The organism is Bacillus sp. FCW2, assembly GCF_021228595.1.
Classification (GTDB): domain Bacteria; phylum Bacillota; class Bacilli; order Bacillales; family Bacillaceae; genus Bacillus; species Bacillus velezensis.
On sequence record NZ_CP089436.1, the window covers coordinates 2,256,331 to 2,271,946 of the forward strand.

Consider the following 15,616-nt stretch of genomic DNA (forward strand, 5'->3'; position numbering starts at 1 on the left):
TATTTTTTTAAAGAAAACGAGATGTTATCTTAAAAAAATCGTTTGAACATTTTCCGCAGCTTTTTAAAAGGGTTTGATTTCGTCTCCAGAACACGCGGGTCTTTTAAGGTTTTTTTTAATTCTTTCGCTACAGTCCCTCTTGCCATAGTCTTCACTCCTTCTTTCCATTTCATACCTTATATACGGAAAGAAAGGAGGAAAGGTTTCATGTGAAAGAAAAAAACCAAAGCAGGGGGCTTTGGTTTTAAGCGCGCTCTTCAAAGAGCCTGGCGATTTCAACAATGACGTTTACCGCCTTTTCCATATGATCGACGGAAATGTATTCATATTTTCCGTGGAAGTTTTGGCCGCCCGTAAAAATGTTCGGTGTCGGCAGCCCCATGTAAGAGAGCTGTGATCCGTCGGTTCCGCCCCGGATCGGTTCGATAATCGGTTCGATGTCGAGGTTTTTCATGGCTTGATAGGCGACATCGACTATCTCTTTGACCGGTTCGATTTTTTCTCTCATGTTGTAATATTGATCACGCAGTTCAAGCTTGATGCTTTCCTTGCCGTATTTGGCCGCCAGCGCATCGGCGGTTTTCTGCATATATTCTTTTCGTTCTGCAAAGCGGTCTCTGTCAAAGTCTCTGATGATGTACGACAGGGCGGCTTCAGAAACGTCTCCGTTCATGGAAAGTAAATGATAGAAGCCTTCATACCCTTCCGTATATTCCGGCGCTTCTTCTTTCGGCAGCGCGTGATGAAATTCCATCGCGATTTTTGAAGCGTTGACCATTTTGTTTTTCGCCGTTCCCGGGTGGACGCTTTTTCCGTAACAAGTCAGCTTTGCGGCGGCTGCGTTAAAGCTTTCATATTGCAGTTCGCCGAGGGGGCCTCCGTCTATCGTGTAGGCGAATGCGGCGTTGAAGCGGCCGACATCGAATTTGTGAGGGCCTCTGCCGATTTCTTCATCGGGCGTGAACGCGACCCGGATCGTTCCGTGTTTGATGTCCGGATGTTTGATCAAGTATGCCATTGCCGTCATAATTTCGGCAATGCCCGCTTTGTTGTCGGCTCCGAGCAGCGTCGTGCCGTCTGTTGTGATCAGCGTCTGGCCTTTATAGCGGGAGAGCTCCGGGAATTGCTCAGGCGACAGGACGACATTGAGTTTGTCATTCAAAACGATATCATGTCCGTCGTAGCTCTCAATAATCTGAGGATTCACATTTTTTCCGGTAAAATCGGTCGCGGTGTCCACGTGAGCCAGAAAACCGACAGTCGGCACGTCTTTATCCGTATTCGCCGGCAGAGTCGCCATGACGTACCCATTGTCATCGACTGTGATTTCTGTCATGCCGATCGACTTTAATTCATCTGCCAGCATGTTGGCCAATGTCAGCTGGCCGGGGGTTGAAGGGCAGTTTTCATTGTTTTCGTCAGACTGTGTATCGACTTTTACGTAAGAGGTAAAGCGTTCAATGATTTCATTTTTCATACCGTCATCTCCTTTGTCTTATCTTACCATGCGCGGGGGAGGGATTTCTATTTCACAACCGGTTTGATTCGAGGGCTCTGTGTTTTACGCGAATGAAAACAAATTATGAAGAAACGATGACTAAACGATTAAACTTTTTGGAAATGGATGTTTGAGAAAGAAAAAACCGATATAATATGGTCAATTCATTCAATAGAGGAGGCTTTCTTCATGGCGATTTTAGTGACAGGCGGAGCGGGTTATATCGGAAGCCACACATGTGTCGAGCTGTTAAACGGCGGCTATGACATCGTGGTTCTGGATAATCTGTCAAATAGTTCACCGGAAGCATTGGAGCGTGTGAAAGACATTACCGGAAAAGGGCTTGTGTTTTATGAAGCGGATCTCCTTGACCGTGATGCCGTTCACCGGGTGTTTGCTGAAAATGAGATTGAAGCCGTCATTCATTTTGCGGGATTAAAAGCGGTCGGTGAGTCTGTGGCTGTTCCGCTCCGTTATTATCATAATAATCTGACGGGGACGTTTATTTTATGTGAAGCCATGCAGGCACACGGTGTGAAAAAAATCGTCTTCAGTTCTTCAGCGACGGTTTACGGCGTTCCGGAAACAACGCCGATCACTGAGGATTTTCCATTAAGCGCGACCAATCCTTACGGGCAGACAAAGCTGATGCTGGAACAGATTTTACGCGATCTGCATAAAGCGGACTCTGAATGGAGCATTGCGCTGCTCCGCTACTTTAATCCGTTCGGCGCGCACCCGAGCGGCCGGATCGGAGAAGACCCGAACGGCATCCCGAATAATTTAATGCCGTACGTCGCCCAAGTCGCTGTCGGCAAGCTTGAGCAATTGCAGGTGTTCGGCAATGATTATCCGACAAAGGACGGCACCGGCGTGCGGGATTACATCCATGTCGTTGACCTTGCCGAGGGCCACGTCAGAGCGCTTGAGAAGGTGCTGAACACAACAGGCGCGGATGCCTATAATCTCGGCACGGGAAGAGGCTACAGCGTCCTTGAGATGGTCAAGGCGTTTGAAAAAGTATCAGGAAAAGAAGTGCCGTACCGTTTTGCCGCCCGGCGCCCGGGAGACATCGCCGCATGCTTCGCAGACCCGGCAAAAGCGAAGGCTGAATTAGGCTGGGAAGCAAAGCGCGGGCTTGAAGAAATGTGCGCCGACTCTTGGAAGTGGCAGTCCTCCAATGTGAACGGGTACCAAAAGGTGTAAAAAGAAAGAGACCTTCAAATGGTGAAGGTCTCTTTTATTACGGTCATTATTTAATTTTCACTTCAACATCGTTGCTGAACTTTAATTTCCAAGTGCCTTTAGAGTATGCGTTTTTATCAACTTCAAAAGCTTTTACGTCAGTAACTTTAATGTTCGGGTTCAAGTCACTTAAAATTTTACTGTTGTCTACTTTTGTTTCTGTTGCATAGCTTGAAGAAGCATCAATATCTGAATCATAGGATGTTCCTTTAGAATCTACTAATTTCGCTCTTGGAATGGAGAAAGAGCTTAACGGCTTGTTTGAAACATTTTTAACTGTGTATTGAACAGCTACGATAACGCCGCCGTCAGACGCTTTTTTCTCGACAAATTGAGAGCCTACTGAATCTCTTTTTTCCACTTTGGTAACAGTAACTTCAGTTTTCTCAGTCTTAACAGTGTCACCGATGTTATACAGTTTTTCCTTGGATTCCGCAGCTTTTGAAGACGCGGTTTTAGATGATGAAGATCCGCCTCCGCCGCCGATGTTTACGAGAATGATAATAACCACTACTGCCAGAAGCAATGTGATAATTTTATGTCTCATAAAAAAGTTTCTCTGATCTTTACCGCAGTTTGGGCATTTTTTAACGCCTTTAGCGATTTCTTTGCCGCATGCCTTACAAGACACCAGGTTGCCTGCCATAATATTTCCTCCTATGTAAACTATTTCTTAAAAACTACATACTATAATGCCTGTAAAATAACCTATAGTCAATAATATTTTGAGAAAAAAGTATTTTAATGGTTTTTTAGTCATGTATTTTAAGGGCCTTTTTTAGTATCGGCAGATCGTTCGAATTTTTTATAGGTTTATTGAAAAAAGAGTGGTTGAACATGTTCGTGATTTCCCGTATAATCTTGAAAGATATACAAAAACTGAACATAAAAAACAGTGGTTTTCTAGGGTTCCGCAATGCTGAATTGGTCTGGACCGAGAGAAAACACACAGCAGGTTCCTGCTGTGACACGTTGGGATAAAAGCCCGGGAGTTTCTGCTCTTTTGATGAAGAGTGCTCTCCCGGGCTTTTTTGATTTTATAAAAAAGGAGTGTCTGGGATGAAAAAGAGATTGCTGGATGTGCTGATGCTGATTATTGGAGCTTTTATCTTTGCTTTGGCTGTTAATTTATTCGCCATTCCGAATGATCTTGGAGAGGGCGGGGTAACGGGAATCACCCTGATCTTGTACTATGTGTTTGAATGGTCGCCCGGGGTGACGAATATCATTTTGAACGGGATCTTATTGATTATCGGATATAAATTTTTAGACGGAAAAACAACGCTTTATACGATCATTACCGTTGTCGCCAACTCACTGTTTCTGCATCTGACGCATGATTGGCACTCGCCTTCACATGAACTCATTATTAATACTATTTTTGCGGGTGTGTTTGCCGGTGTCGGAATCGGGATCATTATTCGAGTCGGAGGCACGACTGCGGGTTCTGCCATTTTGGCGAGGATTGCGAACAAATATCTCGATTGGAATATCAGTTATGCGCTTTTGTTCTTTGATCTGATTGTCGTCTTCAGTTCTTATTTCATCATCGGTGCGGAAAAAATGATGTTTACCATTGTCATGCTGTACATCGGAACGAAGGTGATGGACTTTATCATTGAAGGCCTGAATACGAAAAAAGCGGTGACGATTATATCTGAGCATAAGCACGAAATCGCTGAACAGGTCAACACGCTTATGGACAGAGGGGTTACGCTGCTGTCGGGTAAAGGAAATTACACGGGGCAGTCGAAGGAGATTTTATATATCGTCATCCAGAAACAAGAGCTTTCCATGCTCAAAAAAATTATTAAAAGCTGTGATACAAAAGCGTTTGTCATTGTTCATGATGTGCGTGACGTCTTTGGCGAAGGCTTCGTCGATATCTCTAAATAAAAAGAATCCCTCTGCCGGCGCGGAGGGTTTTTTTCTTATGCCGGCAGATGATCCGTTTCCCGGGAAATAGCCTGAAAGCTGTTTCTTAAAACGAAGTGGATACAATCGGCCGGACGTTTTATACTGAAAATATGATAGAGAGATAGAGAGGAGCGCATATGAACCCGTTATTGGCAATTTACCCAAGGGCTGTGTTGTCTGATACGTGCTGTACGGCGGAGGATGTCTTTTGCTTTTATGATGAAAAAAGGCGGGGCTATGTCGCCATTCCGAAGGAGGATATCACCCCGAAGGAGAAACTGCTTCTGGAATCATTTTTGACGCCCGCTGAAGAAAAAGGCGATTTTTTTCCGGAGACGGCGGCAGCAAAGAGGTGGCGGCGTTTTCTGCTGGAAGAAGGCCCGGTGCCTGATGTCAAGGAGCCGCGTGTCCGTTTTATCCATTATGACTTATTGGGAGAACGGGACTGGGGGGCATTTACGGAAGCGCTGCGCCATTTCTGGCCGGTTTCATATATAGTTGTCCGGACGGGAAGGGATCAAGGCGTGATTGTGGAGGAAGAAAAGCTGGAAGCGCCAGATTCGGATGACATCGCATCTTTTGTGAAGATTCTCGAAGCCGATTTTTATTTCAGTGTCCGTTTTTTCATCGGAAGGTATTACGGCGCGGGAGAACGTCTGCGCCTTCATTATCGGAGAGAACAGCAATATTGTCAGATTGGCCGGCGTTATCTCCCGCAGCTGAGCACGCTGACCGCGGAAACGGTATTTCCGGCCATGCTCACGGAAGAAAGCAGAGAAAAGCTCTCAGCCTTGCTTCACGAAGAAGCGGCGCTGCTGTTTCAGAAAGAACCGGAGCTGAAGCATACGATTCAGACTTTTATTGAACATAACTCGAACATGTCGCTCACATCGAAAAAACTGCATTTGCACCGCAACAGTCTTCAATATCGGATTGATAAATTTGCGGAACGCTCGGGTATTGATATTAAGACATATCAGGGCGCCCTGCTGGCTTATTTCATTTGTCTGCAGTATGAAAAATCACATTAAATGGGAAATGTGCACGAAGGCAGCGGACTTTTTTTATGAACATTGCCTATATCCGCCGCCGTCTGACGCTGTTACAATCCTATTTAAGAAAGCGTTTGCAAAAAAAGGGGGATATGACATGGCGGAACTTCGGCTGGAGCATATTTATAAGTATTACGATCAAAAAGAGGCGGCTGTCGATGATTTTAACCTTCATATTAAAGATAAAGAGTTTATCGTGTTTGTCGGTCCGTCGGGGTGCGGCAAGTCGACAACATTGAGGATGGTTGCCGGGCTGGAAGACATTACAAAGGGCGATTTCTATATCGGTGACACGAGAGTGAATGACATCGCTCCTAAAGACAGGGATATCGCCATGGTGTTTCAAAACTATGCGTTATATCCGCACATGACGGTCTATGATAATATCGCTTTCGGTCTGAAGCTGAGGAAGATGCCGAAACCGGAGATTAAAAAACGGGTCGAAGAAGCGGCAAAAATGCTGGGGCTCACAGAGTATCTGCACCGCAAACCGAAGGCGCTCTCCGGCGGGCAGCGGCAGCGGGTTGCATTAGGCCGGGCGATTGTCAGGGACGCCAAAGTGTTCTTAATGGATGAGCCGCTGTCAAATCTGGACGCAAAGCTTCGGGTGCAGATGCGGGCAGAAATTATTAAGCTGCATCAAAGGCTGCAAACAACCACAATCTATGTGACGCACGACCAAACAGAAGCACTGACGATGGCGACACGCATCGTAGTCATGAAGGACGGAAAAATTCAGCAGATCGGCACCCCGAAAGACGTGTATGAACATCCCGAAAACGTATTTGTCGGCGGGTTTATCGGCTCCCCAGCGATGAACTTTTTCAAAGGAAAGCTGACGGACGGCGCCATTCAGATCGGTTCAGCCGCTCTCGGCGTGCCGGAAGGGAAAATGAAAATGCTCCGGGAAAAAGGGTATGCCGGCAAAGATGTTATCTTCGGCATCCGCCCGGAAGACATACATGACGAGCTGATTGTGGTGGAATCCTATAAGAATTCATCCATCACAGCTAAAATCAATGTCGCGGAATTGCTCGGGTCAGAAATTATGGTTTATTCCCGGATCGGGGATCAGGATTTTATCGCCCGGATTGACGCCCGCCATGACATTCATGCCGGTGAGGAATTGACCGTCGCTTTCGACATGAATAAGGCTCACTTTTTTGACAGTGAAACAGAAATCAGAATCCGCTCATAACGCAAAGCCGGACAGCTGGATGTCCGGCTTTTTTGATGTAACAATTTTTGACGCATAACCGATATAAAAAGTAAATAGAAGACAGAAAGCAGGAAAACGATGAAACGCATGATCATGTGCATGTGCCTTTTGGCTGCCGTGTTTACGCTTGCTGCCTGCTCGGGCCATGAGGCAAGCGCCGAACAAAGCATTCCGAAGGCAGAGGCGCACCACGATAAAAAGTCTGTAAAGCGCCAAATCAAAAAAGAGCCGGATACGTCCGCCTGGGTTAAAACGAAAGGAACGGCAAGACTGCCGATTCTGATGTACCACAGCATTTCTGAGGGAAACAGCCTGCGTGTGCCGAAGGAAGAATTCCGGCAGCATATGAAGTGGCTTCATGATCACGGCTATTATACGATGACTCCTGAAGAGGCCTATCTGATGCTGACGGAAGATAAGGAGCCGCGTGAAAAATGTGTTCTGATCACATTTGATGACGGCTATACCGACAATGTGAAAGCGGCCTATCCCATTTTAAAGAAATACAAGATGAAAGCGACAATTTTTATGATCGGAAACTTTATCGGGCACAAGAATCATCTGACTGAGAAGCAGATGAAGGAGATGGCCGCCCACGGCATTTCCATTCAGAGCCATACGATGAACCATCTCGAATTGAACGGGCTTACACCGCAGCAGCAGCGACGTGAAATGAAGGACTCTAAGCGTTTATTTGATCAAATGTTCGGGCAGCGGACGTCTATGATCAGCTACCCTGTCGGACGATATAATAAGGAAACATTAAAAGCCGCCGCCGCGTCAGGCTACCGTATGGCGGTCACGACGGAGCCGGGAGCGGCGTCAAGAGATCAGGGGCTTTACGGGCTTCACCGCGTCCGTGTGTCGCCGGGCATGTCCGGCGCGGCATTCGGCTCTTATATTCAAAATGTGATGAAATAACAGAGCCTCCGCATCATGCGGAGGCTTTTTTCAGTTTAATAGAATTGATGAAGCAGCAGAAGGGTGACGCTCACGGTAATCGCTCCGCCGATCCTGGTCGACACTTGGGCGAACGGCATAAGCTCAAGCCGTTCAGCGGCGCTCAAGATCGCGACGTCGCCGGTGCCGCCCTGGCCGGAATGGCAGGCATTAATAATCGCCGTCTCAATCGGGTACAGATTCAGCCATTTTCCGGTCAGAAAACCGACGGCCATCATCGTGACGACGATTGATAAAATGGTAATGATGTTGCTGATCGTAAACGCCGCAATCAGCTTGTCCCACGGTGTCATTGAAACGCCGATCGCAAATAAGAGCGGATAGGTCACGGCTGTCGAGAAAAAGCGCGAGACGCCGAAGGCTCCGTTTTCAATCGAAGCCGGCGCCAGCCTGAACAGCTTAATGAGAACGGCAAGGACGAGCATCACGACAGGAGCCGGAAGCTGAAAGAAATCATGCGCCAGCATGCCGACCAAATAGAGGGAAACCGCTAAAATACCGCCCGAAGCGAAAAAGGACAAATCAAATGTTTTATCATTGGCCGGCTGTTCCAATGCGGGAGCGGAATGATCAGACTTATCAACCTTCCCGTTGCCCGTCCATTCCGGTTTGCGTTTCCCGATGACATTCAGCAAACCCGATAACATAATGGCGCACAGGCTGCCGAGCATGATGGACGGCAGCACAAGCGCAAAGGCGTCTCCCTGGGACATCGGCATAATATCGGAGTAGCCGATGGATAAAGGAATCGCGCCTTCACCGACACCCCCCGCCATAATCGGAACGACAATATAAAGCAGCGTGTGCTGAAAGCCGAGCCCGAGCAGCGTCCCGACGCATAAGCCGACGATGGCGGCCGCGATCGAGCCGGCGATCAGCGGAATAAAAATCTTGACGAAAGCTTTGACGAGCGTCTCTCTTTTCATTCCGAGAATACTGCCGACGACGATACCGGCAATAAATAGATAGAGAAAGTTGGAGCTTTCCGTGAATTCTGTTGTTGAAGTAATAATGTCTTTCGGAAGCAGGTGGTAGTAGACGACAGCGGATGGAATAAAGGTTGCGAGAATCGCAGGGCCGCCGATGGACCGCACGATCGGAATGGATTTTCCGATCTGGCCGAAGGTAAATCCGAAAAAACTCATGACGGCAATTGATGTCAGAATGTCGCTTTTTACATCACGGCTCATGACAAACACCGTAATAAGCAAGAAAAGCAGGATATAGATAGGAAGAGGAATAATGCCGATTCTTATATTCATTGCTCTGGCAAACCAGTTATCAGTCCGTTCCTGTTTTTGGATTGAATCCGTTTGCAATTTTGGTTGAAGTTCTCCCATGCTTGTTCCCCCAGTCGTTATGTAGTGAAAAAATATCCCCATTTAAAGTATACTAAAAAATTTAAATTGTTCATATATTATGAATTTACTAGAGGACATGCTTTCTTCACATTTTCTTTCTCAAAATGGCGATTTGGCGGGCTTTTTCGCCGAGAAAAGCATTTTGTTCGCCACACGATAAAAAAGAGGTACGATATCAAAGGGACAAATATCCTAGGCGCTGACATAAAATCTCTACAAATCCGACAATAATCGGTCACAATTTCAGCCTTATTTTAGGTATATTGATCTTTTTTTTTAGGCTGAATCGTTGTAAAGTAATGATATTGAATCATTTCTATGACAGCCGCTGTCCCCCAGGGTGTACAGGCTGATATTTCAATAGTTTTGACGAATTTGTGAAACATTGAGCAAATATATCATTTTTTGTGAAATACCGAGCAATGATCTCGTTATGTTTGTGAAATGTTGAGCAATTTACCAGATTGGAGGAAAAACATCATGAGTGAGTTGGTATTAGCCCGCATTCAATTTGCATCTACAACATTGTTTCACTTCTTGTTTGTGCCTTTGTCTATCGGGCTTGTGTTTATGGTTGCTTTGATGGAGACGCTTTATGTTGTCAAAAAACAAGAGACCTATCTCAAAATGGCTAAATTTTGGGGGCATCTCTTTTTAATTAACTTTGCTGTCGGCGTCGTCACAGGGATTCTTCAGGAATTCCAGTTCGGTCTGAACTGGTCTGATTATTCCCGTTTTGTCGGAGACGTATTTGGAGCTCCGCTTGCGGTTGAAGCGCTTTTGGCGTTTTTTATGGAGTCTATTTTTATCGGATTATGGATTTTCGGCTGGGACCGTTTATCTAAAAAAGTGCATTTGCTTTGCATTTGGCTTGTGTCCTTCGGAACGATTATGTCATCTTTCTGGATTTTGACGGCGAACTCATTCATGCAGGAGCCGGTCGGCTTTGCGATTAAAAACGGCCGCGCGGAAATGAATGATTTCGGGGCGCTTTTGACAAACCCTCAGCTTTGGGTTGAATTCCCTCACGTCATTTTCGGGGCGCTTGCGACGGGTGCTTTCTTTATCGCCGGTGTCAGCGCATTTAAATTATTGAAGAAAAAAGAAGTGCCTTTCTTCCATAAATCTTTCAAGCTTTCGATGATTGTCGGTCTGATCGCCGGTATCGGCGTTGCGTTCAGCGGACATATGCAGGCTGAGCATTTAATGGAATCGCAGCCGATGAAAATGGCTGCCAGTGAAGCGCTTTGGGATGACAGCGGTGATCCTGCCGCGTGGACGGCTTTTGCGAATATTGATACGAATAAAGAAAAAAACACATCAGAAATTTCAATTCCTTACGCACTCAGCTACTTGGCTTACCAGAAGTTCAGCGGCAGTGTGAAAGGGATGAAAACACTTCAAAAAGAATACGAAAAAACGTACGGAAAAGGCGACTATATCCCGCCTGTTAAAACGACGTTCTGGAGTTTCCGCATTATGGCGGGCGCGGGCGCGCTTATGATTTTTGCCGCGATTGCCGGCTTTATTCTGAACCGCCGCAAAAAGCTTCATACAAGCAAGTGGTATTTACGGGGCATGATCGCACTGATCGCATTCCCATTCATTGCGAACTCTGCCGGTTGGATTATGACTGAAATCGGCCGCCAGCCGTGGACGGTCATGGGACAATTGACGACCGCACAATCCGTTTCTCCTAACGTAACGACGGGATCTCTGCTGTTTTCAATTATCAGCTTCGGCGTCATGTACTTGATTTTAGGCGCTCTGCTTGTTTTCCTATTCGTTCGTGAAATTAAAAAAGGTGCGGACCATGATGATCATAAGGATGTTCCTGTATCAACGGATCCGTTCAGTCAGGAGGTCTACCATGGGGTCACTTCATGATCTTTGGTTTATACTCGTTTCAGTTTTGTTTGTCGGATTTTTCTTTTTAGAGGGTTTTGATTTCGGTGTCGGCATTTCGACCCGATTTCTTGGCCATAATGAATTAGAACGCAGAGTGCTGGTTAACACCATCGGCCCGTTCTGGGATGCGAATGAGGTGTGGCTTATCACAGGTACGGGAGCGATCTTCGCGGCATTCCCGAACTGGTATGCGACGATGCTGAGCGGATATTACATTCCGTTTATCATCATTCTTCTTGCCTTGATGGGGCGCGGCGTGGCATTTGAATTCCGCGGCCAAGTGAATAATCTGAAATGGGTCAAAACATGGGACTGGGTGATTTTCTTCGGCAGCCTTATCCCGCCATTTGTATTCGGACTTATTTTCACAAGCTTGTTCCGCGGTGTGCCGATTGACGGACATATGAACATTCACGCAGGTTTTTCAGATATTGTGAACGTGTATTCCGTTCTTGGCGGAGCAGCCGTCACCCTTCTTTCATTCCTGCACGGTTTAATGTTTATCACCCTGCGCACGATCGGTGATTTACAAGAGCGTGCGAGAAAAATGGCAAAACGCGTAATCGGTGTTATCTTTCTTGTTGTACTTGCTTTCTTTGCGATGTCTGCATACGATACGGATATGTTTACACGCCGGGCAAACATCACGATTCCGGTATTCGTGCTGATTGTCATCTGCAACGTTCTTGCCGTTGTGTTCATGAGCAAGAAAAAAGACGGCTGGGCATTCGGTATGACCGGCGCGGGTCTTGCTTTGACAGTTGCGATGATTTTTATCTCTCTGTTCCCGCGCGTCATGGTCAGCTCGCTGAAAAGCGCGTATGACTTAACAGTAGCTAACGCGTCTTCCGGTGATTATTCACTTAAGGTCATGACAATTGTCGCACTGACTCTGCTGCCGTTTGTTATCGGCAGTCAGATCTGGAGCTATTATGTCTTCCGGAAACGCGTCAGCCATAAGGAGCCTATGACTTATTAATGGGAAAAGACCTGTTTCTTTATAAAGGAATGAAGCGGATTCTTGCGATCATTACGGGATTAACGATTATACAAACGGCCGCCATCATCTTGCAGGCGGAATGGCTGAGCCAGGCGGTAACCGGATTATTTAACGGGAAGCGGATTGCTTCTCTTTATCCGGTTATCGGCTTTTTCCTGCTTGCGTTTTTGGTCCGGCATGCGGTGACAACGGTCCGGCAGAAAATCGTGTACCAATATGCCGCGCAAACCGGCGCAGACTTAAGAAAAAGATTTCTTGAGCAATTGTTCCGTCTCGGCCCCCGCTTTGCGAAAAAAGAGGGGACGGGCCGGATGGTGACGCTGGCGATGGAAGGCATCAGCCAGTTCCGCCGTTATTTAGAGCTGTTTCTGCCGAAAATGGTCAGCATGGCGATTGTACCGGCGGCCGTTGTTATTTACGTGTTTTTTCAGGATAAAACATCGGCATTGATTCTGATTCTTGCGCTTCCGATTTTGATTGTATTTATGATTCTGCTCGGACTTGTCGCACAGAAAAAAGCCGATCGCCAATGGAAGTCCTATCAGACGCTTTCCAATCATTTCGTGGATTCGCTTCGCGGACTGGAGACATTGCGGTTTTTAGGATTAAGCAAATCACACAGTAAAAACATCTTTCATGTCAGTGAGAGATACCGTAAGGCGACGATGAGCACGCTCCGGGTCGCGTTTTTATCATCATTCGCCCTGGATTTCTTTACGATGCTGTCGGTGGCGACAGTGGCGGTGTTTCTCGGCTTGCGGCTGATAGACGGACAAATTCTGCTCGGGCCGGCACTGACCGCGCTCATTCTCGCGCCTGAATATTTTCTCCCGGTCCGCGAAGTGGGAAATGATTACCACGCGACGTTAAACGGGCAGGAGGCGGGGAAAACCATTCAAACGATTTTGGCGCAGCCCGGTTTTAAAGAAGAAAAGCCGCTCGAACTTGATACGTGGACTGACGGGGATGAATTACAGCTTACGCGTTTGTCCGTCCGAGAATCGATGTCTGAATTTCATCTGTCCTTTAAAGGGAAGAAGAAAATCGGAATTATCGGGGAAAGCGGTTCGGGAAAATCGACACTCATTGATGTGCTGGGCGGCTTTTTAGAGCCTGCGTCCGGTGAGATCAAGGTAAACGGTGAATCCCGCTCGCATCTGCAGTCGGACGGCTGGCAGAAGCAGCTGCTTTATATTCCGCAGCATCCGTACATTTTTGATGACACGCTTTTGAATAATATCCGGTTTTATCATCCTGATGCTTCCCGTGAGGAAACGGCGCGCGCCGCTGATTCAGCGGGTCTTTCCGGACTGATCCGTGATCTGCCCGGCGGCCTTGACGGCCGGATCGGCGAGGGCGGACGGGCGCTCAGCGGAGGGCAGGCTCAGCGTGTCGCGCTGGCCAGAGCCTTTTTAGGAAACCGGCCGATTCTCCTTTTGGATGAGCCGACCGCTCACCTTGATATTGAAACAGAATATGAAATAAAAGAAACGATGAAAGACCTGTTTGAAAACAAACTTGTTTTTCTGGCCACTCACCGTCTTCACTGGATGCTTGAGATGGACGAAATTATCGTGCTTGATGACGGCGCGGTGGCGGAAATCGGCACCCACGACGAATTGATGGCGAAACAAGGCGTATACGCCAAACTTGTAAAGGCGCAACTGGGGGAAAGAACATGAGAAAAGAAGAATGGATTCTGCCGTATATAAAGCAAAATGCCCGTTTGTTTGTTCTTGTGATTTTTTTAGGCGCGGTGACGATTTTTTCGGCGGCCTTTCTCATGTTCACTTCCGGTTTTTTAATCTCTAAGTCGGCGACAAGGCCTGAGAATATCCTGCTGGTGTACGTTCCGATTGTGGCCGTGCGCACCTTCGGGATTGCCCGTTCAGTCTCACGGTACGCCGAGCGTCTGACGGGGCACCATATCATTTTGAAAATCGTGTCCGACATGAGGGTGCGGCTTTACAATATGCTGGAGCCGGCCTCGCTCATGCTTTCATCCCGTTTTCGGACGGGCGACATGCTCGGCATTTTGGCTGAGGATATTGAGCATTTGCAGGATGCGTTTTTAAAAACGATTTTCCCGGCGGTTTCCGCTTTGCTGCTGTATGCGGCCTCCGTTATCGGACTCGGCTTTTTTTCCTGGCCGTTTGCCGCTTTTGCGGCGATTTACCTGTTTATATTGGTTGTATTGTTTCCGGTTGTGTCGCTTCTTGTGACGAGAGCGAATAACATGAGGCTGAAAAGCGGCCGGAATATGCTCTACAGCCGGCTGACAGATGCCGTGCTCGGCGTGAGCGACTGGATGTTTTCGGGACGCCAGGCGGCCTTTATTTCCTCTTATGAAGAGAAAGAGAAGGCATGGTTTGACCTTGAAAGCAAACGTCAGCGGTTTACAAGATGGCGTGATCTCGCCGCGCAATGTCTTGTCGGCGGCTTCATATTGATCATGCTGTTCTGGACGGCGGGTCAGTATGCGGACGGCAGCATCGCCAACACGATGATCGCGGCCTTTGTGCTTGTCGTATTTCCATTGACGGAGGCGTTTCTGCCCCTTTCGGATGCGCTGACGGAAGTGCCTTCTTATCAGGATTCCATCAAAAGAATGAGTAAGGCGGCTCCGGAGCTGCTAAGTCGTGAGGTGAAGCAGACGGATGAGAAACTGGATGTATCTGATGTGACACTTACATTTGATAACGTGACGTTTTCTTATGATCAGCACAGTCATGTGCTTGACCGTTTTTCCTTCACTCTCCGCCAAGGTGAAAAAATGGCGCTGCTCGGCAGGAGCGGCTCCGGTAAGTCGACCTCTCTCGCTTTAATTGAAGGCGCCTTAGTTCCCGATTCGGGCAAAGTGATGCTGAACGGGCTGGAAACTGCGGCCGTGCAGGAGCAGATTTCCTCAGCGGTGGCCGTTTTGAATCAGAAACCTCATCTCTTTAACACGAGCATTATGAACAATATCCGGCTCGGAAACGGCAAGGCGAGTGATGAAGATGTTAAGCGTGCGGCGCGGCAAGTGAAGCTGCATGATTATATTGAATCATTGCCTGACGGATATGAAACGTCCGTGCAGGAGACGGGAATTCGTTTCTCAGGCGGGGAACGGCAGCGGATCGCGCTTGCCCGTATTCTGCTCCAAGATACGCCGGTCATTATCCTTGATGAACCGACGGTCGGCCTTGATGCGGTCACTGAACGCGAATTGCTTGATACGATTTTTGATGTCTTTAAAGAGAAAACGATCCTCTGGATTACACACCATTTAGCGGGTGTGGAAACAGCTGATAAAATCGTCTTTTTAGAAAATGGAAAAGCAGAAATGGAAGGAACCCATCAAGAGCTGCTTGCAGAAAACGAACGGTACCGGAAGCTTTACCGTCTTGATGTTCCGATCAGAACATAAACAGCCGCAAACGAGCGGCTGTTTTTTTTGTGCGGTTTAAAATCTCT

12 protein-coding genes and 1 riboswitch are annotated in these 15,616 nt (G+C 47.4%); of the genes, 9 read left to right on the top strand and 3 right to left on the bottom strand.

Annotation, left to right across the window (positions count from 1 at the left end; genetic code table 11):
• Nucleotides 1-244: 244 nt before the first annotated feature.
• A complete protein-coding gene (gene pepT / locus K3G25_RS11435) occupies nucleotides 245-1,477 on the bottom strand; it encodes a peptidase T (protein ID WP_014419238.1) in 1,233 nt (410 codons plus the stop codon).
• Nucleotides 1,478-1,687: 210 nt separating this feature from the next.
• Here pepT and galE point away from each other — a divergent pair, with 210 nt between their 5' ends.
• Nucleotides 1,688-2,704: a UDP-glucose 4-epimerase GalE gene (galE, locus tag K3G25_RS11440; RefSeq protein WP_014419237.1), complete on the top strand. Its 1,017-nt coding sequence runs from the start codon at nucleotides 1,688-1,690 to the stop codon at nucleotides 2,702-2,704.
• A 46-nt stretch (nucleotides 2,705-2,750) separates the two neighbouring features.
• Here galE and K3G25_RS11445 read toward each other — a convergent pair whose 3' ends face one another.
• A complete protein-coding gene (locus tag K3G25_RS11445) occupies nucleotides 2,751-3,290 on the bottom strand; it encodes a DUF4352 domain-containing protein (RefSeq protein WP_119834765.1) in 540 nt (179 codons plus the stop codon).
• Between the two features lie 345 nt (nucleotides 3,291-3,635).
• Nucleotides 3,636-3,737, top strand: a riboswitch (guanidine-I (ykkC/yxkD leader).
• Between the two features lie 65 nt (nucleotides 3,738-3,802).
• On the opposite strand from K3G25_RS11445, the gene K3G25_RS11450 reads away from it, so the two are divergent.
• From K3G25_RS11450 to K3G25_RS11465, 4 genes are all read left to right on the top strand, one after another.
• Nucleotides 3,803-4,639, top strand: a complete 837-nt coding sequence (locus K3G25_RS11450) for a YitT family protein (RefSeq protein WP_003150818.1) — start codon at nucleotides 3,803-3,805, stop codon at nucleotides 4,637-4,639.
• 158 nt (nucleotides 4,640-4,797) lie between these two features.
• Nucleotides 4,798-5,691: a PucR family transcriptional regulator gene (locus tag K3G25_RS11455; protein ID WP_232489310.1), complete on the top strand. Its 894-nt coding sequence runs from the start codon at nucleotides 4,798-4,800 to the stop codon at nucleotides 5,689-5,691.
• Between the two features lie 118 nt (nucleotides 5,692-5,809).
• On the top strand, nucleotides 5,810-6,910 hold the full coding sequence (locus K3G25_RS11460; protein WP_014419235.1) for an ABC transporter ATP-binding protein: 1,101 nt from the start codon (nucleotides 5,810-5,812) through the stop codon (nucleotides 6,908-6,910).
• 99 nt (nucleotides 6,911-7,009) lie between these two features.
• Nucleotides 7,010-7,852, top strand: a complete 843-nt coding sequence (locus K3G25_RS11465) for a polysaccharide deacetylase family protein (RefSeq protein ID WP_061861669.1) — start codon at nucleotides 7,010-7,012, stop codon at nucleotides 7,850-7,852.
• A gap of 35 nt (nucleotides 7,853-7,887) precedes the next feature.
• On the opposite strand, the gene K3G25_RS11470 is transcribed toward K3G25_RS11465, so the two are convergent.
• Nucleotides 7,888-9,231 carry a citrate/malate transporter CimH gene (locus K3G25_RS11470; RefSeq protein ID WP_012118784.1) on the bottom strand — a complete coding sequence of 448 codons (1,344 nt, stop codon included), beginning with the start codon at nucleotides 9,229-9,231 and terminating at the stop codon, nucleotides 7,888-7,890.
• 501 nt (nucleotides 9,232-9,732) lie between these two features.
• Here K3G25_RS11470 and K3G25_RS11475 point away from each other — a divergent pair.
• The 4 genes from K3G25_RS11475 to cydC are packed head-to-tail and all read left to right on the top strand — an operon-like array spanning nucleotide 9,733 to nucleotide 15,569.
• Nucleotides 9,733-11,139, top strand: coding sequence for a cytochrome ubiquinol oxidase subunit I (locus K3G25_RS11475; protein ID WP_007614697.1), 1,407 nt, complete (start codon nucleotides 9,733-9,735; stop codon nucleotides 11,137-11,139).
• Nucleotides 11,123-12,139, top strand: a complete 1,017-nt coding sequence (gene cydB, locus K3G25_RS11480; RefSeq protein WP_014722010.1) for a cytochrome d ubiquinol oxidase subunit II — start codon at nucleotides 11,123-11,125, stop codon at nucleotides 12,137-12,139. Before K3G25_RS11475 ends, cydB begins: the two co-directional genes overlap by 17 nt.
• Entirely contained in the window at nucleotides 12,139-13,842 is a 1,704-nt protein-coding gene (cydD, locus tag K3G25_RS11485) for a thiol reductant ABC exporter subunit CydD (protein ID WP_094296195.1), read from the top strand. The genes cydB and cydD overlap by 1 nt, the downstream gene beginning before the upstream one ends.
• Entirely contained in the window at nucleotides 13,839-15,569 is a 1,731-nt protein-coding gene (cydC, locus tag K3G25_RS11490; protein WP_232489311.1) for a thiol reductant ABC exporter subunit CydC, read from the top strand. Before cydD ends, cydC begins: the two co-directional genes overlap by 4 nt.
• Nucleotides 15,570-15,616 lie beyond the last annotated feature (47 nt).